At 69.3% G+C, this 25,231-nt stretch carries 20 protein-coding genes; 17 read left to right on the top strand and 3 right to left on the bottom strand.

What is annotated here, in order from left to right; all coding sequences use genetic code 11:
• Complete coding sequence (gene gcvP, locus WKR98_RS10690) at positions 1–2,865, top strand: aminomethyl-transferring glycine dehydrogenase (protein WP_341432930.1); 2,865 nt, start codon at positions 1–3, stop codon at positions 2,863–2,865.
• A 12-nt stretch (positions 2,866–2,877) separates the two neighbouring features.
• Here gcvP and WKR98_RS10695 read toward each other — a convergent pair whose 3' ends face one another.
• Positions 2,878–4,365 carry a DHA2 family efflux MFS transporter permease subunit gene (locus WKR98_RS10695; RefSeq protein ID WP_341433851.1) on the bottom strand — a complete coding sequence of 496 codons (1,488 nt, stop codon included), beginning with the start codon at positions 4,363–4,365 and terminating at the stop codon, positions 2,878–2,880.
• A gap of 148 nt (positions 4,366–4,513) precedes the next feature.
• On the opposite strand from WKR98_RS10695, the gene WKR98_RS10700 reads away from it, so the two are divergent.
• From WKR98_RS10700 to WKR98_RS10735, 8 genes are all read left to right on the top strand, one after another.
• The gene (locus WKR98_RS10700) at positions 4,514–4,957 is read left to right on the top strand and encodes a MarR family winged helix-turn-helix transcriptional regulator (RefSeq protein WP_124688089.1); all 444 of its coding nucleotides are present in this window, start codon (positions 4,514–4,516) and stop codon (positions 4,955–4,957) included.
• A 75-nt stretch (positions 4,958–5,032) separates the two neighbouring features.
• Positions 5,033–5,518, top strand: a complete 486-nt coding sequence (locus WKR98_RS10705; RefSeq protein WP_124688090.1) for a hypothetical protein — start codon at positions 5,033–5,035, stop codon at positions 5,516–5,518.
• A gap of 93 nt (positions 5,519–5,611) precedes the next feature.
• Positions 5,612–6,853: a TolC family protein gene (locus WKR98_RS10710; protein ID WP_124688091.1), complete on the top strand. Its 1,242-nt coding sequence runs from the start codon at positions 5,612–5,614 to the stop codon at positions 6,851–6,853.
• On the top strand, positions 6,850–8,043 hold the full coding sequence (locus WKR98_RS10715; protein WP_124688092.1) for an efflux RND transporter periplasmic adaptor subunit: 1,194 nt from the start codon (positions 6,850–6,852) through the stop codon (positions 8,041–8,043). Before WKR98_RS10710 ends, WKR98_RS10715 begins: the two co-directional genes overlap by 4 nt.
• 5 nt (positions 8,044–8,048) lie before the next feature.
• Positions 8,049–11,150 carry an efflux RND transporter permease subunit gene (locus WKR98_RS10720; protein WP_341432934.1) on the top strand — a complete coding sequence of 1,034 codons (3,102 nt, stop codon included), beginning with the start codon at positions 8,049–8,051 and terminating at the stop codon, positions 11,148–11,150.
• 21 nt (positions 11,151–11,171) lie between these two features.
• On the top strand, positions 11,172–11,495 hold the full coding sequence (locus WKR98_RS10725) for a P-II family nitrogen regulator (RefSeq protein ID WP_124688094.1): 324 nt from the start codon (positions 11,172–11,174) through the stop codon (positions 11,493–11,495).
• Positions 11,496–11,776: 281 nt separating this feature from the next.
• Positions 11,777–14,266, top strand: a complete 2,490-nt coding sequence (locus WKR98_RS10730) for a penicillin acylase family protein (RefSeq protein ID WP_341432935.1) — start codon at positions 11,777–11,779, stop codon at positions 14,264–14,266.
• Between the two features lie 11 nt (positions 14,267–14,277).
• Entirely contained in the window at positions 14,278–14,625 is a 348-nt protein-coding gene (locus WKR98_RS10735) for a hypothetical protein (protein WP_341432937.1), read from the top strand.
• Positions 14,626–14,635: 10 nt separating this feature from the next.
• On the opposite strand, the gene WKR98_RS10740 is transcribed toward WKR98_RS10735, so the two are convergent.
• A complete protein-coding gene (locus WKR98_RS10740) occupies positions 14,636–15,127 on the bottom strand; it encodes a dihydrofolate reductase (RefSeq protein ID WP_341432939.1) in 492 nt (163 codons plus the stop codon).
• 190 nt (positions 15,128–15,317) lie between these two features.
• Between WKR98_RS10740 and WKR98_RS10745 the strand changes: the two genes are divergently transcribed.
• Positions 15,318–15,986 (top strand): dienelactone hydrolase family protein, encoded by a 669-nt coding sequence (locus tag WKR98_RS10745; protein ID WP_124688098.1) that lies wholly within the window; start codon positions 15,318–15,320, stop codon positions 15,984–15,986.
• A gap of 44 nt (positions 15,987–16,030) precedes the next feature.
• Here WKR98_RS10745 and WKR98_RS10750 read toward each other — a convergent pair whose 3' ends face one another.
• On the bottom strand, positions 16,031–16,972 hold the full coding sequence (locus WKR98_RS10750; protein ID WP_341432941.1) for a LysR family transcriptional regulator: 942 nt from the start codon (positions 16,970–16,972) through the stop codon (positions 16,031–16,033).
• 235 nt (positions 16,973–17,207) lie between these two features.
• On the opposite strand from WKR98_RS10750, the gene WKR98_RS10755 reads away from it, so the two are divergent.
• The 7 genes from WKR98_RS10755 to WKR98_RS10785 are packed head-to-tail and all read left to right on the top strand — an operon-like array spanning position 17,208 to position 25,220.
• Positions 17,208–18,227, top strand: coding sequence for a Bug family tripartite tricarboxylate transporter substrate binding protein (locus WKR98_RS10755; RefSeq protein ID WP_341432943.1), 1,020 nt, complete (start codon positions 17,208–17,210; stop codon positions 18,225–18,227).
• A 17-nt stretch (positions 18,228–18,244) separates the two neighbouring features.
• Positions 18,245–19,036 (top strand): enoyl-CoA hydratase/isomerase family protein, encoded by a 792-nt coding sequence (locus tag WKR98_RS10760; RefSeq protein ID WP_341432944.1) that lies wholly within the window; start codon positions 18,245–18,247, stop codon positions 19,034–19,036.
• 33 nt (positions 19,037–19,069) lie between these two features.
• Positions 19,070–20,875 (top strand): acetate--CoA ligase family protein, encoded by a 1,806-nt coding sequence (locus WKR98_RS10765; RefSeq protein ID WP_341432946.1) that lies wholly within the window; start codon positions 19,070–19,072, stop codon positions 20,873–20,875.
• A gap of 2 nt (positions 20,876–20,877) precedes the next feature.
• The gene (locus WKR98_RS10770; protein ID WP_341432948.1) at positions 20,878–22,023 is read left to right on the top strand and encodes a thiolase family protein; all 1,146 of its coding nucleotides are present in this window, start codon (positions 20,878–20,880) and stop codon (positions 22,021–22,023) included.
• On the top strand, positions 22,020–22,418 hold the full coding sequence (locus WKR98_RS10775; protein WP_341432950.1) for a Zn-ribbon domain-containing OB-fold protein: 399 nt from the start codon (positions 22,020–22,022) through the stop codon (positions 22,416–22,418). The genes WKR98_RS10770 and WKR98_RS10775 overlap by 4 nt, the downstream gene beginning before the upstream one ends.
• 1 nt (position 22,419) lies before the next feature.
• The gene (locus WKR98_RS10780; protein WP_341432951.1) at positions 22,420–23,568 is read left to right on the top strand and encodes an acyl-CoA dehydrogenase family protein; all 1,149 of its coding nucleotides are present in this window, start codon (positions 22,420–22,422) and stop codon (positions 23,566–23,568) included.
• On the top strand, positions 23,565–25,220 hold the full coding sequence (locus tag WKR98_RS10785) for a class I adenylate-forming enzyme family protein (RefSeq protein WP_341432952.1): 1,656 nt from the start codon (positions 23,565–23,567) through the stop codon (positions 25,218–25,220). Before WKR98_RS10780 ends, WKR98_RS10785 begins: the two co-directional genes overlap by 4 nt.
• Positions 25,221–25,231 lie beyond the last annotated feature (11 nt).

Here is a 25,231-nt window from a genome sequence, read left to right on the forward strand (position 1 = left end):
ATGCTCAAGGCGCTTGAAGACGATGCGGTATTCACGGCCCGCCATATCGGGCCTTCCGATTCCGACCAGGCGGCGATGCTGGCCGTGGTCGGGGCCGACAGCCTGGATGATCTCGTGCGCCGCGTGGTGCCGGCCGCCATCCTGGAAACCGCCCCCCTGGACCTGCCGGGCCCGAAGACCGAGGCCGGCGTACTGGCGGAACTCGAGGCCCTGGCCGGGCGCAACACGCTTTTCCGCAGCTATATCGGCCAGGGCTACTACGGCACGCACACGCCGCCGGTCATCCAGCGCAACATCCTGGAGAATCCGGCCTGGTACACCGCCTATACGCCCTATCAGCCCGAGATCTCCCAGGGCCGGCTGCAGGCGCTGCTGGTGTTCCAGACCATGGTGTGCGAGCTGACCGGCCTGGACATCGCCAATGCGTCGCTGCTGGACGAGGGCACCGCGGCGGCCGAGGCCATGACCTTGACGCGGCGCGGCTCCGCCAGCGACAGCCGGGTATTCTTCGTGTCCTCGGGCTGCCATCCGCAGACCATCGAGGTGCTGCGCACCCGGGCCTCGGCGCTGGACATCGAGGTCGTGGTCGGCGACGAGGCGGCGGGCGTGCCCGCATGCTTCGGCATCCTGTTGCAATACCCGTGCAGCACCGGCGAAGTGCGGCGCTACGCGCGGGTGGCGGCCGAAGTGAAGGCGGCGGGCGGCGTGGTCGCGTGCGCGACCGACCTGCTGGCGCTGGCGCTGCTCCAGCCGCCGGGCGCATGGGGCGCCGACATCGCCGTCGGCTCGTCGCAGCGCTTCGGCATTCCGCCCGGATACGGCGGCCCGCACGCGGCCTTCATGGCATGCCGCGACGAGCTCAAGCGCAACCTGCCCGGACGGCTGGTGGGCGTGTCGCGCGATGCGTCGGGCCGGCCGGCGCTGCGGCTGGCGCTGCAAACGCGCGAGCAGCACATCCGCCGCGAAAAGGCCACTTCCAACATCTGCACCTCGCAGGTGCTGCTGGCCGTCATGGCCGCGATGTACGCGGTCTGGCACGGCCCCGACGGACTCGCGCGGATGGCGGCCCGCGTGCACCGCCAGACGGTGGCGCTGCGCGACGCGCTGGCCCGCCTCGGGATCGAGGCCCGGCACGAATCCTTCTTCGACACGCTGCACCTGCGCACGGGCGGCCACACCGCCGCCATCGTGCGCGCGGCCGAGGCGGCCGGCATCAACCTGCGCAAGCTCGACGCCGCGCACCTGGGGGTATCGCTGGACGAGACCGTGACCGACGCCGACCTGGGGGCCCTGCTGGCAGTGTTCGCCCAAGGCTGCGGCAGGAAGGGGAACGAGGACCCGGCCGGCGCGGCCGGTCCCGGGGCGATCCCGCCGGACCTGGCGCGCGATACTCCCGTGCTGTCGCATGCCGTGTTCCGCTCCATCCGCTCGGAAACCGAGATGCTGCGCTGGCTGCGGCGGCTGTCGGACATGGACCTCGCGCTGGATCGCACCATGATCCCGCTCGGTTCATGCACGATGAAACTGAACGCCACCGCCGAGATGATGCCGGTCACCTGGCCCCGCTTCGCCGCGCTGCACCCGTACGCGCCGGCGTGGCAGGCCGAGGGCTATCGCGAACTGGTCGCGGGGCTGTCGCGCGCGCTGTGCGAGATCACGGGCTACGACGCCATCAGTTTCCAGCCCAACTCCGGGGCGCAGGGCGAGTACGCCGGCCTGATGGCGGTGCGTGCCTACCACGCGGCGCGCGGCGAATCGGCGCGCGACATCTGCCTGATCCCGGCCTCGGCCCACGGCACCAATCCCGCCTCCGCCCAACTGGCCGGCATGCGGGTCGTGGTGGTCGCCTGCGACCGGCAGGGCAACGTCGACGTCGAGGACCTGCGCCGCAAGGCGGCCGAGGCGGGGCGGGGCCTGGCGGCCTTGATGGTGACCTATCCGTCGACCCATGGCGTGTTCGAGGACGCCATCGGCGAGATCTGCCGCATCGTCCATGACCACGGCGGACAGGTCTATCTGGATGGCGCCAACATGAACGCGCTGGTCGGCCTGGTCAAGCCCGGCCGCATCGGCGCCGATGTGTCCCACCTGAACCTGCACAAGACCTTCTGCATTCCGCATGGCGGCGGCGGGCCGGGCGTGGGGCCGGTGGCGGTGCGGGCGCACCTGGCGCCCTATCTGCCCGGCGTGGTGGGCGAGGACGGCCGGCTGCCGGACGGCACGCCGTGCGGCCCCGTGGCCGCCGCGCCGCTGGGCTCGGCGGGCATCCTGCCCATTCCCGCGGCCTACGTGGCGCTGATGGGCGCCGAGGGGCTGCGCAAGGCAACCCAGGTCGCCATCCTGAACGCCAACTACGTGGCCCGCCGGCTGGCCGATCACTACCCGGTGCTGTACACCGGCCGTGGCAGCCACGTGGCGCACGAATGCATACTCGACCTGCGGCCCATCAAGCAGCGCTGCGGCATCGATGCCGAGGACGTGGCCAAGCGCCTGATCGACTACGGTTTCCATGCGCCCACGATGAGCTTTCCGGTGGCGGGCACGCTGATGGTGGAGCCGACCGAATCCGAGAGCCGCGCCGAACTGGACCGCTTCATCGAGGCGATGATCGCCATTCGCGCCGAGATCGCCGAGATCGAGGCGGGGAAGCAGGACCGCGGCGACAACCTGCTCAAGAACGCGCCGCACACCGCCGAGACGCTGCTGGCGCCGGACTGGCCGCATTCCTATGCGCGCGAGCGCGCGGCCTATCCGCTGGCGTCGCTGCGCGAGCACAAATACTGGCCGCCGGTGGGGCGGGTGGACAACCTGTACGGCGACCGCAACCTGGCCTGCGCGTGCCCGCCCATGAGCGACTACGTCTAGGCCTGGCCCGCGTCAATCCATGGCCACGTGCGGCGCGTCCTCGCCCGCCGCCCGCCGGCGCGACCGCACGATGGCCAGCAGCGGCACCACGCACAGGGTGGCGACGAACATCAGCTTGAACGCGTCGACGTAGGCGATCATCGAGGCCTGCTGCGTCACCATCCGGTTCAGCGACTCCAGCGTCGAGGGCGAGCCCAGGTCGTAGTTCTGCATCAGCGCGGCGTTGGCCGGATTCATGTGCTCGACCAGCGAAGCGTGCACGACCTGTGTGTTGCGCGTGACCTGCGCCTGGATCACCGAGATGCCTATGCTGCTGCCGATGTTGCGCATCAGGCTGAAGATGGCCGTGCCATCGGCTCGCAGCTCGGGGGCCAGCGTGGCGAAGGTGACCGCGCTCAGCGGAACGAACACGAATCCCAGGCCCACGCCCTGGATGACGCCCGGCCAGACGATGTCGCTTTGGGACAGGACCAGCGTATAGCCCATCATCTGGTAGAGCGCGACCGCCGACACCAGGAAACCGGCCAGCAGCATCATGCGCACGTCCATGCGCCCGACCAGCCGCCCCGCGATCAGCATGGCCACCATGGTGCCCACGCCGCTGGGGGCGGTGACCAGGCCGGTGGTGGCCACCGGATAGCCCATCAGCGCCTCCAGCATGGGGGGCAGCAGGGCGCGCGTCGCGTACATCACCGCGCCGATCACGAAGATGAAACAGGTGCCGGTGACGAAGTTGCTGTCCTTCAGCAATTCATAGCGGAAGAAGGATCCCTTGCCCGCCGTGGCCGTGTGCAGCGCGAAGAAGACGAAGCTGACCAGCGCGACGGCGGCCTCGATGCGTATCTCCAGCGAGCCGAACCAGTCCAGCTGCTGGCCGCGGTCCAGCATGGCCTGGAGGGCGCCGATGGCCAGCGACAGGGTGATGAATCCGAAGAAGTCCAGCGCCTGCCGCGCCGAGGGCTTGGAGCGGGGCAGGTAGGTCAGCACGCCGAACAGCGCGAAGGCGCCGATGGGCAGGTTGATCAGGAACACCCACCGCCAGTTGTAGCTGTCCGTCAGCCAGCCGCCCAGGGTGGGGCCCAGTATCGGCCCCACCATCACGCCCACGCCCCAGATCGCCATGGCCTGCGGCTGCTTGTCGCGCGGATTGATGTCCAGCAGGATGGACTGGGACAGGGGCACCAGCGCCGCGCCGAACAGGCCTTGCAGCAGCCGGGCGCCGACGATCTGGGCCAGGGTCTCGGACAGGCCGCACAGCAGCGAGGCCACGGTGAAGCCGCTGACCGCGATCGCCAGCAGGCGCTTGACGCCCAGGCGGGCGGCCAGCCAGCCGGTCAGCGGCGTGGCGATGGCGGCGGCCACGATGTAGGAGGTCAGGACCCAGCTGATCTCGTCCTGGGAGGCGGACAGCGTACCCTGCATGTGGGGCAGCGCGACGTTGGCGATGGTGCTGTCCAGCGTCTGCATCAGCGTGGCCAGCATGATGGACAGCGTGATCATGCGCCGGTTGAGCGGCGCGGCGGAGGTTTGCACGGCAGGTGCCCGGCGGGTCTGGAATGATATGCAGGTATATCATATGCTTGCTTACATATTCCCGAACGCGCGGCGATGGGCGACAATATCGCGCGTTCCTCTTCCGGTCCTCCCCATGGCGACTCCCTACGACAAGCGCTTCGGTTTCCTGGTGTCCGACATCGGCCGGCTGATGAGCACCGAATTCGACCGCCGGGCGCGCGGGCGCCTCGAACTCAGCCGCGCGCAGTGCCGCCTGGCGCTGTACCTGTCCTTCCTGGGGCCGATGACGCAGGCGCAACTGGCCGAGACGCTGGATGTCACGCCCATGACCGTTGCCCGCATGCTGGACCGGATGCAGGAGGGCGGCTGGGTCACGCGCATGCCGGTGCCCGGCGACAGGCGGGCGCTCCGCGTCGAGGCCACGGCCAGGGCCGAGTCCATGCTGGCAGAGGCGCTGAACGTGGGCGACGAGCTGGCCGATTTCGCGCTGCGCGGCCTGACCGAGGCCGAGCAAAGCCAGTTGATAGGTTTGTTGCAACGCGTTCGCAACAACATGGCCGCCCCGGAAGGGGGCTGATCTTCCTGGGGGCCGCGCCGCCGCGTAGTCAGGGCGAAATGAGAGTGAATTGCAAAAACCGTCGCAGCGCTTAAAATGCTGCACATGCGACATTGGTACGTGTTTCTCGTATTGCTGTTCCTGCCCCTGCAATGGGTGTGGGCGGAGTCCGCCGCGTGCCAGCTCAAGGCGCACGTGGTGGCCGGCTACCAGCACGCCCGTGTCGCGGCCCACCTGCCCGTGACGGCCGGCCATGAACTGGGCGAGGCGCCCCTGGCCGGCACCGCCGTCCAGATCGACATGCCGCGCTGGGAGTTCGAGGTGGACGAGGAATTCGACATCGTCGAGCAGATTTCCGAGCCCGACTGGGGCGACGTCGCGGTGGACGACCTGGTTTGCCGGCCGCCGGCCAACGACAATTCCTACGGGGGCGCTCCGCTCGATCCCCACGAGTTCGACCTTCCCCTGTGCGTCGCGATCGCCGCGCCCGCCCTGGGCGATTCGCTGTTCATCGCTTCGCAGCATCCTCCCGCGCCGGCCCCGGTGTTCCGGGCCTACCGGCCGCCGTTACCGACGGTCTGATCCGCGTCACCCCTGTCTGCGGCGGCAGCTAGCCGCCGCACACGCCTTGCCGGCGGCCTCGGGCCGCCGCGCGTGTCCGTTCCTACGATCATCATGAAGCCCATCACACTCGTTTTGTCAGTGTGGCTGGCGGGCATGTGTACCCATGCGGCTGCGGCGCAGCCCTACACGCTCGACCAGCTATTGTCCCTTGCCCTGCGGGGCAACAAGGGCGTCGAGGCCGCTTCGGCCGGCGTCGACGTCGCACGGGCCGGCCTGACCACCGCCCGGGCCTATCCCAACCCCGAGGTGGAGTTCACCACCGGCCGCGTCTCCGCACGCCAGCCCGGCGCCGCCACCGGGGTGGGGCAGACGCTGTCCATCACCCAGCGCATCGACCTGCCCAATCAGCGGCGGCTGCGCTACGAGGTCGCCACGGGAACGCTGCGGGCCACCACCGCGAGCCACGAGTCGTTCGTCGTGGACCTCGTGGCCAAGGTCAAGCGCGGGTTCTACGAGACGCTTCGGCGCGAGGCCGAATTCTCGGCGGCCCAGGAAGACCTCGCCCTGACCCAGCAGTTGTACAACCGTGCCCAGATCCGGGTCGACGTGGGCGATGCGCCCAAGTACGAGGCCATACGGGTCGGAGCCGAGCTGCTCAATGCCCAGAAGAACAACCAGAGCGCGTTGCTGCGCGTGAACCAGGCCAAGTCGTTCCTGCGCCAGCAGGTGGGCGAGATCCTGCCGGCCGGCTTCGCGCTGCAGGGAAGGCTGGGGCGGACGTGGTCGCTGGAGCCGCTTGCCAAGCTGCGCGAGACGATGCTGGCGGGCAATGCCGAGCTGACCGAGTACCGGGCCGCCTTGCAGCGGGCCCGGGCGTCGGTGGACTACGAGCGTTCGCTGCGCCTGCCGTCGGTGGCGCTCAAGGCCACGTCCAGCCGCGATCCCGACGTGCGCGACACGCAGTTCGGCGTGGTGGTCAGCGTGCCGCTCTGGGATCGCCGGGAAGGTCCGGTCAACGAGGCCGCCGCCGGTGTCATCCGTGCGCGCAGCCAGCTCGAGGCGCGGGAGTTCGAACTGACCCAGCAACTGGACTCCGCCTATCAGCAATTCCAGATCGCCGCCTCGCAGGTCGAGGCGCTCGAGTCGGGCATCGTGCGCCAGGCCGAGGCCGCGCTGAACGTGGCCGAGGCCGCGTATCGCTACGGCGAGCGCGGGATCATCGACTATCTCGATGCGCAGCGCGTGCTGCGCACCGCGCGCAACGACCTCATCGCCGCCCAATTCGATCTGCAGATGGCTGCCGTGGAAATCGAGCGGCTGCTGGCCAATTCCTTCGCAGGTGAACCCTCATGATTCCGCGTTCTTTCCGCAAGACTTCCCACGGCGCGCGCCGGGTCCAGCCCGCCGCCGGACGGTGGAGCCTCCTGGCCGCGTTCTGCCTCGTCCTGGCCGCCTGCGGCGACAAGCCCGCGGCCGAGGCCGAGCCGGCCGAAATGCTCGACCCCAGCATCGTGGTGGCGAGCGAGGCCATGCAGGCCCGCATCAAGGTTGCCCCGATCACCACGGAACCGTTCAGCGACGTGCTGCGCGTGGCGGGCCGCATCGATTTCGATCGCCAGCGCATGGCCCGGATCGGCGCTCCCGTGACGGGGCGCGTTACCGACATCAACACCACGCTGGGCGCGGCGGTCAAGCCGGGCGACGTGCTGGCGCGCCTGCACAGCACCGAGCTGGGCAGCGCGCAACTGGCCTACCTGAAGGCCAAGGCCCAGTCTGAACTGCAGCAGAACGCCCGCGAACGGGCGCGGCTGCTGTTCGCCGCCGACGTGATCGGCAAGGCCGAACTGCAGCGGCGCGAGAACGAGTACGCGGTGGCCGCGGCCGAGCTGCGCGCCGCGTACGACCAGTTGAGCGTGCTGGGCATGTCGCCGTCGGTGATCTCGCGCATGGGGCAATCGGGCGAGATCAGTTCGTTCTCGCCGGTGGTATCCACGCTGCGCGGGTCCGTGGTCGAGTTCAAGGTATCGCCGGGACAGGTGGTCCAGCCCGCCGATGCGCTGTTCACGGTGGCCGACCTGTCGCGCGTGTGGGCCGTGGCCGAGGTCCCCGAGCAGCAGGCCGACCTGGTGGCGGCGGGCCAGACCGTCGACATCGAGGTGCCGGCGCTGGGCAACCGCAAGATCTCGGGCGAGCTGATCTTCGTCGGCCAGGTGGTCGATCCGGTCACGCGCACCGTGCCGGTCAGGACCTCCATCGACAACGCCGACGGCCGGCTCAAGCCGGCGATGCTGGCGACCATGCTGATCGCCAGCCGGCCGACCGAACAGCTCGTGATTCCCGCCTCGGCCGTGGTGCGTTTCGAGAACGAGGACCTGGTCTACGTCGAGATCGAACCGGGCCGCTTTCGCGCGACGCACGTGCAGATGGGCGCCTCGTACAACGGCAAGCGCTCGGTGGCCTCGGGCCTGAAGGCCGGTGACCGCGTCGTCGTCGAAGGGGCTTTCCACCTCAACAACCAGCGCACTGGCGTCGATCCGGAGTAACCATCATGCTCGAGAAAATCGTCCGCGCTGCCCTGCAGCAGCGGCTGATCATCGTCGTGCTGGCGGTGGTGGCCCTCGTGGCCGGCCTGGACGCCATGCGCAAGCTGTCGGTGGATGCCTTCCCGGACGTGACCAACGTCCAGGTGCAGATCGCGACCGACGCCACCGGCCGTTCGCCGGAGGAGGTCGAACGCTTCGTGACCGTGCCCATCGAGATCGCGATGACCGGCCTGCCCGGGTTGGAGGAAATGCGTTCGCTGAACAAGCCGGGGCTGTCGCTGATCACCCTGGTCTTCACCGACGCGACCGACGTCTATTTCGCGCGCCAGTTGGCGATGGAGCGGCTGATCGAGATCGGTTCGCGCATGCCTACCGGCGTGACGCCCGTGCTCGGGCCCGTCTCCACGGGCCTGGGCGAGGTCTACCAGTACACCCTGGACCGGCCCGACGACGGCGACCGGGAACTGACGCAGAAGGAACTGACGGAGCGGCGTATCGTCCAGGACTGGGTGGTGCGTCCGCTGCTGCGGTCGATCCCGCAGGTGGCGGAAATCAACTCGCAGGGCGGCTACGTCAAGCAGTACCAGGTGCGGGTCAACCCCGACCGCATGAGCCACTACGGCATCACGCTGCATCAGGTCTACGAGGGGCTGGCGCGCAACAACGCCAATTCGGGCGGGGGCATCCTGCCGCACTACGCCGAACAGTACCTGATACGCGGCGTGGGCCTGATCGAGAACCTGCAGGACATCGCCAACATCGTGCTGGCCGAATCCAACGGCACACCGGTCTACGTGCGGGACGTGGCCGAGGTCGGCATGGGGCACGAGGTCCGCTACGGCGCCGTGGTCAAGAACGGCGTGACCGAGTCCGTGGGCGGCATCGTCATGATGATGCGGGGCGGGAACGCCAAGGAAGTGGTGGCGCGCATCAAGCAGCGGGTGGCCGAGATCAACAGTCAGGGCATGTTGCCCGACGGGCTGCAGATCGTGCCCTACTACGACCGCAGCGAACTGGTCGACGCGGCCCTGTGGACCGTGGCCAAGGTGCTGCTGGAGGGCGTCCTGCTGGTCGTCGTCATCCTGTTCCTGTTCCTGGGCGACGTGCGGTCTTCGCTGATCGTCGTCGCGACCCTGGTGCTGACGCCGCTGCTGACCTTCTTCGCGATGAACCGGCTGGGCATCTCGGCCAACCTGATGTCGCTGGGAGGGCTGGCGGTCGCCATCGGCCTGATGGTGGACGGTTCCGTGGTCGTGGTCGAGAACGCCTTCGCCCACCTGGGCCATGCCAAGGACAGCGGCGAGAGCAAGATCCGCATCATCCTCAAGGCGGTGGCCGAGGTGGCGACGCCGGTGGTGTTCGGCATCGGCATCATCATCCTGGTGTTCCTGCCGCTGATGACGCTGCAGGGCATGGAAGGCAAGATGTTCGCGCCGCTGGCCTACACCATCGCCATTGCGCTGGCGATCTCGCTGGTTCTGTCGCTGACGCTGTCGCCCGTGCTGTCGTCCTACCTGCTCAAGGGCGGGGCCGAGCACGACACGCGCATGATCGCCTTCATGAAGCGGCACTACCTGCGCATGCTGGACTGGGTGCTGCGCAACACGAAGAAGACGGTCGTGATGGCGGTGCTGGCCTTCTGCGCGTCGGTCGCCGTGCTGCCTTTCCTGGGCACCTCTTTCATTCCGGAGATGAAGGAAGGATCGATCGTGCCGGGCATCAACCGCGTGCCCAATATCTCGCTCGAGGAGTCGATCGCGCTGGAACGCCAGGCCATGAAGATCATCATGGGCGTGCCCGGCGTGAAATCGGCGATCTCCGGGGTGGGCCGCGGCGAGAGTCCCGCCGATCCACAGGCGCAGAACGAATCCACGCCCATCGTCAGCCTCAAGCCGCAGGACGAATGGCCGGAAGGCTGGACCCAGGACACTATCGCCGCGGAGATCCGCAAGCGCCTGGAAGTGATCCCCAGCGCTCAGATCATCATGGCGCAGCCGATTTCCGACCGCGTCGATGAAATGGTTACCGGTGTGCGCTCGGACGTGGCCGTCAAGGTATTCGGCGAGGACCTGGACCGGCTGCTGCAGAAGGCCCAGGAGATCGCGCGGGTGGCCGAGACGGTACAGGGCGCGCGCGACGTGCGGGTGGACCGGGTCAGCGGGCAGCAGTACCTGTCCATCAACATCGACCGCCAGGCCATCGCCCGCTACGGGCTGAACGTGTCGGACGTGCACGACGTGATCGAAGTGGCCATCGCCGGCAAGACCGCTACCGAGATCTATGAAGGCGAGCGCCGGTTCTCGGCGGCCGTGCGCCTGCCAGAGGACTTCCGCGGCAGCGTGCAGTCCATCCGCCAGATCCTGCTGACCACGCCGCACGGCGTGCGCGTGCCGCTGGAAAGCCTGGCCGCCATCGAGGTGCGCGACGGGCCGGCGCAGATCAGCCGCGAGGGGGGCAAGCGGCGCGTGGTGATCGCCATCAACGTGCAGGACCGCGACCTGGGCGGCTTCGTGGCGGAGTTGCAACAGACGGTACGGGGCAAGGTGCAGTTGCCGACCGGCTACTACCTGGAATGGGGCGGACAGTTCCAGAACATGGAGCGCGCGCTGGGCCACCTGTCCATCATCGTGCCCGCGACCGTGGCTGCCATCTTCTTCCTCCTGTTCCTGCTGTTCAACTCGGTGCGCTACGCGACGCTGATCATCACCGTGCTGCCGTTCGCCTCCATCGGCGGCATCATCGCCCTGTTCGTGACGGGCGAATACCTGTCGGTGCCGGCGTCGGTGGGTTTCATCGCGCTATGGGGCATCGCCGTGCTGAACGGGGTGGTGATGGTGTCCTACATACGCAAGCTGCGCATGGAGGGCATGCCGCTGGCCAAGGCGGTGGTGGAAGGGGCGACCATGCGGTTCCGGCCGGTCATGATGACGGCCACGGTGGCGATGCTGGGCCTGGTGCCTTTCCTGTTCGCGACGGGGCCCGGGTCCGAAGTGCAGAAACCCCTGGCGGTGGTGGTGATCGGGGGATTGATCACGTGCACGGCATTGACGCTGTTGGTGCTGCCGATGCTTTACCGGTGGTTCGACGAAGAGTCGCCCGAGGCATAGACGAACGCAAGGAGAAATCGAATGAAGGAAATCAAGGCGATCATCCGGCCGGTGCGCCTGGACGACGTACGCGAGGCGCTGATGCGCACGCCGGGCTTTCCGGGCATGACCGTTACCCATGTGGAAGGGTGCAGCGCGCCCGGGCGGCACCAGCCGCAGAACCTCAAGGAAGAACTGCTGGATTTCTCGCCCAAGGTGCGCATCGAGATGGTGGCGGCGGACGAACACGCCGATACCTTGTACGAGGCCCTGAAGCAGGCGGCCACGACCGGCCACGTCGGCGATGGCCTGGTGTGGATGAGCGAGGTGGCCCGCTGCGACTATCTCTGGCAGCCCGGGGGCTGATCCCGGGCCCGCCGGCCAGTGCGGTTATCCAGACAGTTTTTTCGTTGTTTTTCTGAAATATGGCAATACCGGCCCCCACCAGGGCCGGTTTCCATATGTGCGCGGCCCGTGCCCGATGGCATGGATATTGCACGGTCCGCCTGCCGTCCGGTCCGGAAGGCGACGGCGGTTCATCTGCACGAAGAAAGAGGGGAAGAAAGGCGCGTGGCGTAGTGCAGCCCGCCGCATCGGTGCGGTGGCCTGCGATGACTGATGTGTCGCAAAGAAAACCGGAGACAGACATGGACAGGTACGGACGAATCCGATGGTCGTCGTTGGCGGCGGCCGCCTTGTTGCTGGCCGCCTGTGGCGGAGGCGATGGCGACAGCGGCGGAGGCTCGAATCCCCCGCCGGGTCCGGGCACCCAGGTGCCGGGCGTCAAGGAGCAAGTGGAAATCGTACGGGACCGCCATGGCGTGTCCCATATTTTTGCCCAGAACCAGCGCGACCTGTTCTTTGCCCAAGGCTACAACGCCGCGCGTGATCGCCTCTGGCAACTGGATCAGTGGCGGCGGCGGGGCGAAGGCAAGATGGCCGAACAGTTCGGGGCCCGCTTCGTGCCGGCCGACCGCGCGGCGCGCAAGTTCCTGTTCCGCGGCGATGCCGAGGCGGAGTTCGCCAGCTATCACCCGCAGGGCAAGGAAATCCTGACCGCGTTCTCCGACGGCATCAACGCCTACGTCGACGAGGTCAAGGCCGATCCCGCCAAGCTCCCCATCGAGTTTCGCCTGACCGGCACCGAGCCCGGCCGCTGGTCGCCCACATCGTCGCTGATCCGCATCTACGGCATCACGCGCAACGTCAGCACCGAGATTTCCATGGCGCGCCGCATCGCGGCCGTCGGGCTGTCGACCACGCAGGAACTGACCGACCAGCAACCGCCCAGAACCCTGCAAGTGCCGGCGGGGCTGGACGTCGGGACCCTGACCACGGCTATCCTGGCCGAATACCAGCTCGCGCGCGGCGGCATGGCCTTCGAGGCCGGCGATTTCCCCCGCAGCCCGCTTTCACCGGTCGACCGCGAGCGCCTGGCCTCGTCCCTGTCGGCCAGCGGTGGCACGGCCAAGCGCGAGCCCGAGGAACTGCTGGCTCTCCAGCACGAGAGCAACAACTGGACCGTGTCCGGCGACCGCACCGCCTCCGGCAAACCCATCCTGGCGGGGGATCCGCACCGCGCGATCAGCATGCCCTCGCTGCGCTACATGGTTCACCTGCACGCGCCGGGCTGGAACGTGATCGGCGCCGGCGAACCCGCGCTGCCCGGCGTGTCGATGGGACACAACGAACGCATCGCGTTCGGCCTGACCATCTTCGCCTACGGCGACGAGGAAGACCTGTACGTCTACGAGACCAATCCCGCCAATCCCGCCCAGTACCGCTACAAGGGAGCGTGGGAAACCATGACGACGGTGGAGGAGAAAGTGCCGGTGCGCGGCCAGGCCGAGCAGACGGTGACGCTCAAGTTCACGCGCCATGGTCCGGTGGTGTACGAGGATGCCGGTGCCAACAAGGCCTACGCGGTGCGCGCCGCCTACCTGGAGTTCCCGGGTACCGCGGCCTACCTGGCCAGCCTGCGGCTGAACCAGGCGAACAACTGGACCGAGTTCAGCGAAGGCATGGCACGCCATTTCACGCCGGGCGAGAACATGGTCTATGCCGACGTGGACGGCAACATCGGCTGGTTCGGCGGCTCGCTGGTGCCCATCCGGCCCAATCCGGACTGGACGGGACTGCTGCCGGTGCCGGGCGACGGGCGCTACGAATGGGCGGGCTATCTGTCCGGCTCATTGCTGCCGCGCATCCTGAATCCCCGCGAGGGCTACTTCGCCACGGCCAACCAGTTCAACGTGCCCGACGACTACGCCTACCGCGACCTGACCAACACCATGGGCTGGGCCGAACCCTATCGCTACAACCGCATCGTCGAGGTGCTCAAGACCGCCACACGGCACACCGTGCAGGATTCGGCCAAGCTCCAGATCGACGAGCTGTCGATCCCGGCGCGCACGCTGGTGCCCATGCTGGCCGGCCTGAATTCCGGCGACGCGGACGTGGCCGAGGCCTTGCAGCGCCTGCGCGCCTGGGACTACGTGGCCAGCGTCGATTCGGTGGCCGCCACCATCTTCGAGGCCTGGCTGCCCAAGGTGAGCGCGCAGGTCACCAGCCTTGTCGTGCCCCCGGCGGGACGTTCGTTGTTCGGGACGCTGTCCAAGCCCGTGGTGTTCGCGCGGCTCGCGGCGCCCGACTCGGTGTTCGGCGCGGATCCGGTGGCGGGGCGCAACGCGCTGCTGCTGGACACGCTGAAGACGGCCATGGGGGACCTGAAGACGCGGCTGGGCGGCGACGTCTCGGCGTGGAAGTGGGGATCGCTGCACCACATCAAGTTCGACCATGAACTGGCGGCCTTCCTGGATGCCGGCACGGCCGGCGATCTGGCCACCCAGCGTTTCGCGGTCGGGGGCACCGGCGATACCGTCCACCGGGCCTCGTACCGGACGTCGGACTACCGCGTGTCCAGCGGCGCTTCCTATCGGCAGATCATCGACGTGGCCGATTGGGACAAGTCGCTGGCGATCAACGTGCCGGGGCAGTCCGCCGATCCGGAAAGTCCGTACTACGACAACCTGCTGGAGGCCTGGTCCAAGGGCGACTACTTCCCGATGGTCTATACCCGCGGCGCGATCGACGCCGTGAAGGCCGACTCGTGGACCTTGCGTCCCGTGGCGCGCTGAGGGAGGCGGCGATGCGCAAACCGATCGTGATCGCATCGGTGCTGGTGGTGCTGGCGGCGGCGCTCGCCGCCGGCCTGGCCGCGGGCAGCCGCGTCACGCTGCTGGTGCTGGACGTGCCGGACCGGCAGGCCACGCTGCTGGTCAAGCGCAGCGCGACGCTGGGCATGGGATGGCTGGAGTCCGAGGCTACCCTGTGCAAGCGCCAGCAGCCCGGCTCGCCCCTGCACTCGGTGATGCTGGCGCCGGAGTTCTGTCCGCTCGCCCTGGCGGCGGGCCAGGAAACACGGGGGGAGCGCGTCCTGCTGACCCTGCCGTTCCTGGCCTGGCTGCATGGGCTGGCCGGGCGGACGCTGTCCTAGGGCCGGTGGCCTACGCCCGTACCCGGTCGTAGGTCACGAAGTCGTAGCCCAGGCCGTCCTCGGGCGGCTGGGGCTCGCGCGAGGACTCGCGCCACTGGCCGGCGGGCAGCGGCGGGAACCAGGCATCGCCCGGCACGTCCGCGTGCACCTCGGTCGCGATCAGCATGTCCGCGCGGTCCAGCGCCACGGCATAGATCTGCGCGCCGCCGATGACGAACACCCGGGCGGCGTCGCCCGCCGCGGCCAGGGCATCTTCCAGCGTGTGCACTATCGTCGCGCCCTCGGCCGCATAGGCCGGGTCGCGGGTGATGACGATGTTCTGGCGGCCCGGCAGCGGCCGGCCCAGCGATTCCCAGGTCTTGCGTCCCATCACGATGGGATGGCCGAGCGTGGTGCGCTTGAAGTGCGCCAGGTCGCCGCGCAGGCGCCAGGGCAGGGCATTGTCGCGTCCGATGACGCGGTTGCTGGCATAGGCGACGACAAGGATGAGCTGGGCGGGCATGGCGGGGAAGAATCCGGGGTATCCAGCCCGCAATCTAGCATGAACGCCCAGGGCGCCCATTGACTCGCCGGTTGAGACGGATGGCTGCCACGCCGCGGGATTTCTGATACAACGCAAGGCTGTGGGTCCGGTTCGCGCCGCGGCTGGACCGCATCACGACAACCATCCATCACCAATCGACAAGGGAATCATGGGAACGCAGATCGAATTGACCGCCTCCGACGGTGCCACCATTTCCGCCTATCGCGCCGACCCCGCCGGCAAGCCGCGCGGCGGCCTGATCGTGTGCCAGGAAATCTTCGGCGTCAACGTCCATGTCCGCGGCGTGTGCGACCGCTATGCCCAGGAAGGCTACCTGGCCATCGCCCCCGCGTTCTTCGACCGTGTCCAGCCGGGCGTGGAACTGGGCTATGAGCCCGACGACATCGCCAAGGGCCGCGAACTGATGCAGAAGGTCTCCATCGACAACGCCCTGAAGGACGTCGCCGCCGCACTGGCCATCGCCAGCGAGGCGGGCAAGGTCGGCATCGTCGGCTATTGCTGGGGCGGCACCGTGGCCTGGGCCGCGGCCGGGCGCCTGGACGGCCTGTCGGCCGCCATCCCCTACTATGGCGGCGGCATCGCCGGCATGGCCGACAAGAAGCCCCGCATCCCGACCATGGCGCATTTCGGCGAAAAGGACCACGCCATTCCGATGACCGACGTCGAGAAGATCCGCGCCGCCCAGCCCGACGTGATCGTCCACACGTATGCGGCCGGCCATGGTTTCAACTGCGAGATGCGGGGTTCGTACGACAAGCCCAGCGCCGACCTGGCGCTGTCGCGCTCGCTGGAGTTCCTGCGCCAGCACGTGGGCTGACGCGGCATGCCCGTCCGGCCGCGGGCCCCAGGGGGAAACAGACCCTAGGCCGGCGTGCCGGATGCGGCGGCTTCCTCCAGGCATTCGATCAGCAGTGTCGTGCTGGGGGACATGGTCCGGTTGCGGTTCCATGTGATGCCCAATGGGCGCATCAGTTTCGGGAAGTTGAAGGGCAGCACCGACACCAGGCCCTGGCGCCGGTAGTGGTGGGCGATGTCGCGCGTCATGGTGGCGATGGCATCGGTTTCCTGGAGATAGGTCAGCACGAACTGCACCGACAGAGCCTCGACGAAATCGGCCGGCATCGGGAAACCGTGCTGTTCGAAGGTGCGCTCCAGCGGCTCGTGCAGCAGTCCCTCGGACGACGGCAGCACCCAGGGGCAATGCATGATGTCGGCCCATTCCAGGCGCTTGCGCCGCGCCAGCGGATGGCCGGGGCGGGCGATCAGCACCACCGGCTCCTGCGATAGCACCTTGCCGCCCAGTTCGGGCAAGGCGTGCTTCTCGGCCAGTCGCCCGACGATCAGGTCGAGTTCGCCCTGCAGCAATTGCGGCAGCAGCCGCTCCATCGTGCCCTCGCGCAACAGGACGTTGGTTCGGGGTGCGCGCTGCTTGAGCAGCGCGACGCTGCGCGGCAGCAGCGCGGGCACGACGTTCGACAGGACGCCGACGCGGATGCGGCCCGTATCGCCGTCCAGCAGTCCCTTGAGTTCGTCCCGCGCCTGGGAAAAATCGTTCAACAGCCGGCGCGCGTGGCGGATCAGGCATTCCCCGTAAAGCGTCGGCGTCACGCCCTTGGGCGTGCGCTCGAACAGCTTCAGGTCCAGCCCCTTTTCCATCTCGCCCAGCATCTTGGAGACGGCCGGCTGCGTGACGTTGATGTGCGCGGCGACCTTGCCGATGTGACGCAGCTCGTCCAGCGCCACCAGCAAACGCAGGTGCCGGGGCCGCAATTCGTTCCGTATGTACCAGTCGAGCTGCGTCATGCCTGCTTCCGTCGCACGAAGTGCGGGCGATCTTAGCACCGGCGCGGCCGGCGCCGTATCTGGGTGCGGTGCAGCATTACCCCGGGGTAATGAATCCCTCCACATTCTTCATTGGACGCTCTCCGGGGCCGATTCCACAATGGCCGCCGATCAACATCCGGCCGCGCGAAGCACGCAGCCGGGAGACTTCCGCCCGTCCGGGCGCCGCGGCCTGCCGCCGCACGAGGAGACAAACATGGGTCCGCTGCGTCCGTCGTCGATGTCCGTTCATCCTTTCTTGCGGCGCGCGGTGCTCGCGGCCGCCGCGGCGCTGGTGCCGCTGCTGTTCGCTCAACCGTGCCTGGCCCAGGGAAGCGAGCCGTTCCCGTCCAAGCCGTTGCGGCTGGTCGTGCCCTTCGCGCCCGGCGGCGCGGCGGACGTGATCGGCCGTTCGGTGGCCGAGCAGTTGCAGCGCGAGCTGGGCCAGTCGGTGGTGGTGGTCAACCGCGACGGGGCCGGCACCATCGTCGGGGTGAACTATGTGGCGAAAGCGCCGGGCGACGGCTACACGCTGCTGCTGAGCGGCGACGCCGCCACCATCAACACGGCCAGTGGCCGCACGCTGCCCTACGACTTCCTGCGCGAGCTGACGCCGGTCTCGGTGCTATTCTCCGGTGCCCAGATCCTGCTGGTCAGCAAGGACAGTCCCTTCAAGACCTTGCAGGACATGGTGTCCTACGCGCGTGCCCATCCGGGCAAGCTGCGCTACGGCAGCTCGGGCATCGGCACGTCCATCCACTTGTCCGAGGCCTCGTTCAACGCCGCGGCCGACATCGAGGCGCTGCACGTGCCCTACCGGGGCGTGGCGCCGGCCATCACCGATCTCATCGGCGGCCAGGTGGACTACGTGATCGCCGGTTCGTCGCTGGCCACGCCGGCCATCCAGAGCGGCCAACTGCGGGCCCTCGCCATCACCACGGCCAAGCGGTCGCCGATGCTGCCCGACATTCCGACCGCCAGGGAGCAGGGCGTGGATGTCGAGACGATGGGGTGGTATGGGCTGTTCGTGCCGGCCACCACGCCGCCGGCGGTCATCGCCAGGCTGAATGCCGCCACGCTGGCGGCGCTCAAGACGCCCGAGTTGTCCGAGCGCTTCAAGTCCATAGGCGGCGAAGCGCGCGGGACCTCGCCGGAAGAGGCGGCCGTTTTCGTCAAGGCCGAGATCCGCAAGTTCTCCGAACTGATGCGCCGGCTCAACATCAAGCTCGACAACTGACCGAGCAGGACATGCCCATGAATCGATCCGCTTGCGAACCGGCCGCCGATACGGTGCTCGTGCGCCGCGAGGGCGCGGTGATGCACGTGTCGCTGAACCGGCCCGATGCCCGCAATGCCCTCAACACGCCGGTGCGCCAGGCGCTGGCCGCTGCGTTCCGGCAGGCCGAGGCCGACGCCGGCGTGAGGGCGGTACTGGTGACCGGAGAAGGACGCCATTTCTGCGCCGGCGCGGACATCCGCGAACTGCGGGCGCGGACCATGCTGGAAGCCGGGTGGGCGCCCGAGCGCCTGGACACGATGGTCGAGGCCTTGTCCAAGCCCGTGGTCGGCGCGCTGCACGGGTACGTGCTGGGAGGCGGACTGGAGCTGGCGCTGGCGTTCACCGTGCGGCTGGCGTCCGAGGATTTCCGGGGCGGCTTTCCCGAGGTGAAGCTGGGCATCTTCCCCGCGCTGGGCGGTACGCAGCGCCTGCCGCGGCTGGTGGGGGAAGGGCGGGCGCTGGAGTTGATGCTGCGCGGCCGCATCGTCGATGCCCGGGAAGCGCTGGACGCGGGCCTGGTGACCGAGATCGCGCCGGCCGATGAACTGCGCCAGCGCGGCCTGGCACTGGCGCAGGAGCTGGCGGCGGGGCCGCCGGTGGCGATGCGGGCCATCATGGAGTGCGTCCGCCGCGCGGGCGACCTGGGGCGGGCCGATGGGCTCGACTACGAGCGGCGGTTGTTCGGCATCGTCTGCGGCACCGAGGACAAGGCGGAGGGCGTAGAGGCCTGGCTGGAGAAGCGGCCCCCGCGCTTTTCGGGCCGGTAGCCGCGCATCGCGCCAGGACGGAGAAACCTAGTCATGAATCTGCAAGGCTTGCTGGAGCCGCGTTCCATCGCCATCGCGGGGGCGTCGGCCGATCCCTCGAAGCTGTCCGGGATGATCCTGGGCTTTCTGTCGCGCAGCGGTTTCGAGGGCCGCGTCTACCCCATCAACCCCCGCTACGCGACCGTCGCGGACATGCCGTGCTATCCGTCGGTCGAGGCCTTGCCCGAGCCGGTCGACCTGCTGGTGTGCGTGGTCCCCATCGCAGCCGCCTTCGAGTCGATCGAGGCGGCTGCGCGGCGCGGCGTCCAGTTCTGCGTGCTGATGACGGGCGGCTTCGGCGAAGGCCGCAGCGGCGACGAGGGGCGGGCCCGCCTGGCACGCCTGCAACGCCTGTGCCGCGAGACCGGCATGCACGTGGTCGGGCCCAACACCGTCGGCATGGTCAATTTCCGCAAGCGGCTGCCGCTGACCTTCGCCGATTGGTACGGCCGGGACACCGGCCAGCGCGGCGGCGTGGCCATCGTCACGCACAGCGGCAGCGTGGGCGGCCTGATCTTCTCGTCGCTCCAGCTCAACCGCATAGGCGTGGACTACTGGGTAGGCCTGGGCAACGAAGCCACGCTGGAGACGGCCGATTTTATCGCCCACTTCAGCGCCGACCCGGACATCCACACCATCATCTGCTACATGGAGGGGATCCGGGACGGGCGCAAGTTCATCGCCGCCGCCGAGGCGGCGCGGCGCACCGGCAAGCGCATCGTCGTGCTCAAGGCCGGCGAGTATCCCGATTCGGTACGGTCCACGATCGCGCATACCGCCCGCCATCCCACCGACCGCGACGTGTATGCGGGCGTCTTCCGCCAACTGGGGGTGATCCAGGTGGTATCGCTGTCGGAGCTGAGCTATGTGATGACGCTGCTTACCAGCGTGGGCGACCGGCTGGGGCCGCGCGTGGGCATCATCTCCGCCTCGGGCGGCGCCTGCTCGGTCATCGCCGATCACGTGATCCAGGCGGGCCTGGAGCTGCCGGAGCTGCCACCCGCGATTCAGCAGGCGTTGGACCGCGGCATTCCGGTCTACGGGTCGTCCAGCAATCCGGTCGACCTGTCGGCGGACGTGGTGGCGCGCGGGGAAATCCTCGGACACACGCTGGCGACGCTGCGCGAGGACGACAGCATCAATGTCTGGATGCTGTTCGGGCGGCCCATCATCGATCGCTACTACCCCATGCTGATCGAGTTCGTGAATGCCACGGGCAAGGCCATGGTGGTGTGCTGCGGCGTACCGCTGGCGCCGGAGGTCCACGCGGCCCTGGCCGAGCACGGCATTGCCGTGCTGCTCGATCCCGAACTGTGCCTGCGCGCGCTGGCGCGGATCGCGTGCCGTCCTGCCGAGGAGCCCGTACCCGCGCCGCCGCTGCCGGCGCGCGCGGCGGATGGCCGGACAGTCCGGGGCCGGCAGGCGGGCGAGCTGCTGGCGCGGCATGGACTGGGTCTCTCGGCGTCGTCCGTGCCCTGGCTGCGGGTGGAGATCGCATCGGACAGGGACTTCGGCCCGGTGGTCATGGCCAACTGGCTGCCGGCCTACCGGGTCGGCACGCACCGCGTGGTGCGCGCGCTGCCCGCCTCCGCCGCGGATCTGCTGGCCCTGGTGGACGACCTGGGCGAGCAGTTGCAGGAATGGCCGGCCGAGCCGGGCGACATCGAGGAAGCGCTGGCGACCGTGGTGCGGGCCTACGAGCAGTCCCCCGGCGTGCATGGACTGGGCGTCGAGTTCGGCAGCGCGAACGGGCGGGTGGCGGTCTGCGCGGCGGTCGACCGCGAGACGCAGGCCGGCTGACCATGGACGAAGCCTACATCGCCGGCGTGGGGGAGCTGCCGCAAGGCCGGTCGCCCTTGCCGGACACCATGGCGCTGCACGTGGAGCTGGCCCGCCGCGCGCTCGAGGACGCGGGCATGGACCTGGCGCAGGTCGACGCGGTGCTGACCGTCCCGCCCCGCACCGACCCCTATCTGATCCACGCCGCCGCCCTGGCCGAACACCTGGGCATCGAGCCCGCCGTGGCCTGGACCCTGGAGGCCGGCGGCGCGGCGCCCATGGCGATGGTGGAGGCCGCGCGCGGCCTGATCCGCGGCGGCGGCGCGACCACGGTCCTGATCGTGGCCGCCGACATGCCCCTGGGCGCGGTGTCGCGGAATGCCTATGTGAAGACCCTGGCCGAGGCGGGGCCGGTGCATCCGGAATGGGAAGTGCCCTACGGCCCCAGCGTTCCCGCGATGTTCGCCCTGGTGGCCCGCGCCTACGCGCAGCGCTGGGGCGACATCGGCGAAGGCCTGGCGGCCGTGGCGGTGCACGACCGGCGGGCCGCGGCCGTGCATCCCAACGCGCACCATCGGGAAGCCATCGATGCGGCGGCCCACCGTGCCAGCCGCCTGATCGCCGATCCGCTGCGTCTGCTGGACTGCGCGCCGGTGTCCGACGGCGGTGGTGCCCTGGTGGTGACCGCGACGCCGGGCGCGCGCCGGGTGCCGGTTCGGGGTACGGGTTTCGCCACCAGCCACATGCATCTGTCGGCGGCCGCGTCGCTGACGGCGTTCTCGGCCGGCAGGGCGCTCGACGCGGCATTGCGGCAGGCGGGAGCGGACCGGGGCGATATCGATCTGGCGCTGGTCTACGACTGCTTCACGATCGCCATGCTGGTGAACCTGGAGGACCTGGGGTTGGCCGAGCCGGGACACGCGGGCAAGAGTTTCCTGGACGGCCGTTTCGGCCCGGCGGGCGCGCTGCCCGTGAACACCCACGGCGGCCTGTTGTCGCATGGACATCCCGCCCGGGCCGGGGGCATGGGCAACGTGGTCGAGGCGGTCGTGCAACTGCGCGGTGAAGCCGGCGCGCGCCAGGCCGGCAAGAGGCGGCTGGCGCTCGCGCATGGCATGGGCGGCGTGTTCGCCACGCATGGCGTCCTGCTGCTGGGAGCGCCGCGATGAGGCCCGCTTCTTCCCCGGGACCGCTGGCACCGTATCGCGAGGCGGCCGGGCGGGGTGTGCTGCTCCTGCCCCGCTGCGGCGATTGCGGCGCGTGGCAGTGGCCGCCCCGGGCCGTCTGCCGGGGGTGCGGCGGCGCGCTGGACTGGCGCCCGGCCAGCGGCGGCGGACGCCTGTCGACCTGGAGCGTGGTGACCCGGGCGCCGCGCCCGGAACTCCAGGCCGATGTGCCCTACGTCGTGGCCTTCATCGAACTGGACGAAGGCGTGCGCCTGTTCACCCGTATCGTCGGCACCGAGGCCGGTGCGCTGCGGGCGGGCCTGCGGGTGCGCTGCCGCTTCGATCCGTCGCCCGATCCCGCTGTATCGATTCCCGTATTCGTCGTTGCAGAAGGTTGACATGGATTACCTGATACCCGCGGAGTTCGTGCAGTTCGCCGATCTGGCGCGCCAGTTCGTGCAGAAGGAGTTGTGGCCCCACGAAGAAAAGGTGGAGCGCGCCGACCGCGTGCCGCCCGAGCTGGCCCGCGGCCTGCGGGCGAAGGCGGTGGAGCTGGGCCTGTTCGGCTTCAACATGCCGGAAGAGGCTGGCGGCCCCGGGTTGCCCTATCTGGCGCAGGTCCTGATACGCGAACAACTGGGGCAGGCCAGCGTGGCGCTGGCCGACATGGCGGGCCGTCCGCCCAAGGCCCTGCTGGCCTGCCGCGGCGAGCAGCGCGAACGCCTGCTGGCGCCGGCCGTACGCGGCGAAGAGGTCTGGGCCTTCGCCCTGACCGAGCCCGGCGCGGGGTCGGACGCCGCGGCCATCCGTACCCGCGCGGCTCGCGTGGAAGGAGGCTGGCGGCTGAGCGGCACCAAGCACTTCATTTCGCACGGCAACCATGCCGACCGGATCATCGTGATCGCCAAGGCGCGGCATGACGACGGCGACGTGCCGGCCGCATTCGTGGTGGAACAAGGCGCGCCGGGATTCTCCGTGGGCCGGGTCCATCGCAAGATGGGATGGCGCGGCTATCCGGTGTGCGAGCTGGTGTTCGACGAGGTGTTCGTGGCCGATGCGAACGTGCTGGGCGAGATCGGCGGCGGCCTGCGGCTGGGGCTGGCCAATATCCTGGAGTCGCGCATAGGCGTGGCGGCCCACTGCGTGGGCATGGCGCAGCGCGCCTACGACTACGCGACCGAGCACCTGCGAGTGCGCCGACAGTTCGGGCGGGCGCTGGGCAGCTTCCAGGGCCTGCAATGGATGGTGGCCGAGATGGCGGTGGACATCGAGCAGTCGCGCGCCCTGCTCTATGCGGCGGCGCGCGAGATGGACCGGGGGGCGGACGCCCGCGCGGCCGTTTCCATGGCCAAGCTGTCGGCCACCGAGATGGCGGGCAGGGTGGCGGACCGCGCGCTGCAACTGCTGGGCGGCGCGGGCTACATGGCCGAATCGCCGGTGGAGATGATCTATCGCGATGTCCGCGCCTTCCGCATAGGCGAGGGCACGAGCGAGATCCAGAAGAACCAGATCGCGCGGGCGTGCCTGGGCCGGGAGATGTTCGCATGACGTCGGCGTCGAACGGGCCGCTGGCCGAGGTGGACGGCTGGACCCTGGGGCGCTTCGCCGACGAGATCGGCGCGCGCTTCGGCGATGGCGAGGCCCTGGTGGCCAGCGATCGCCAGCACGGCCCCGGCCTTCGTCGCTGGACCTACGCGGAACTGGCGCGCGACGCGTGCGCGCTGCAATGGGCGCTGATGCGGCAAGGCATCCGGCCGGGCGACCGGGTCGGCGTGATGCTGTCGAGCTTTCCGGAGTGGGTGCTGTATCTGTTCGCCGTCACGCGGCTGGGGGCGGTGCTCGTTCCGGTCAATCCGCGGTTCCGCAGCCGCGAGCTGCGGCACGTGCTGGGCCATTCCGGCGCCCGCGCGTTGATCGCCATGGGCAGCTATCTGGGCCACGACTACGCGGGCCAGATCGCCGAGGCCCGCGCGGAGGCGGCGCTGCCGGCGCTGGAAACCGTGATCGGCGTGCATACGGCGCCCGCCGCGGATGCGCGGGATACGGCGGACCTGGTCGAGTCGGGCCGGCGGTATCTGGACGAGCATGGCGCGCCGCCCCGCGCGGACGACGCCGAGACCGTCGCGGTGCTGTTCTATACCTCGGGCACGACATCGTTTCCCAAGGGCGTGCCGCTGACGCATGCGAACCTGCTGCCGCATTCGGTGCGCGGCGGCCGCTGGCTGGAGCTGGAGCCGGGCGAGGGCGTGCTGACCCTGTATCCGTTCTTCGGCATCTCGGGTGGCGCGAACAAGGTCCTGTCCACCCTGGGCGCCGGCGCGCGGCTGGTCTTCCAGGACAGCTACCGGCCGGACGAAGCGGCCGAGCTGCTGCGCGCGCAGCGGTGCACCGTGATCCACGGCGTGGACGTGCAGATCCGTGAACTGATGGTGGCGTGCCGGCGCAATCCCTCGGGCGACGAGCCCGAACGCCGGGCCACCATCGCCTTCACCGCCGGCCTGGACGAGGCGCTGGCACGCGAGATGGGACCCGGGCTGGGCATCCATCGTTTCATCCATGCCTACGGCATGACCGAGACCAATCCCATGATTCTGTACAACCGCCTGGACGATGCGTTCGAGGTGAGCGTGAAGGCGGGCGGACGCGTGGCCGAAGGCGCCGAGGTGCGAGTCGTGGATCCCGAATCCGGCCTGGACCGGCCGGCCGGGCAGGAAGGCGAGATCGTCGTGCGCGGGCCCACGGTCATGCGGGGGTACTACAACGATCCCGAATCCACCGCCGCGGCGCTTCGCGACGGCTGGTTCCATACCGGCGACCTGGGCGTGCGGACCGGAGACGGCTTCCTGTTCTACGTGGGCCGGCTCAAGGACATGCTGAAGGTGGGCGGTTTCAACGTCGCGCCGCAGGAGGTCGAAGGGCTGCTGCGGACCCACGAGGCGATCGCCGACGTCGCGGTCGCGGCGGGCAGCGATCCGCGGCTGGGCGAGGTGCCCGTGGCCTTCGTCCGGCTGCGTCCGGGCATGTCGGCGGACGCGGACGAACTGATCGCCTGGTGCCGCGCGCGCATCGCCAATTTCAAGACGCCGCGGGCCGTCTATTTCGTCGACGAGCTGCCCTACCATACGGCGGCCAACGGTTCCAAGCTGCAGCGCCACGTCCTGCGCGAGTGGGCGCGCCAGCGCGAAGCCTCTATCCCCTGACCCCCCGGAGC

This window comes from Pigmentiphaga sp. YJ18, from assembly GCF_038066655.1.
Taxonomy (GTDB): domain Bacteria; phylum Pseudomonadota; class Gammaproteobacteria; order Burkholderiales; family Burkholderiaceae_B; genus Pigmentiphaga.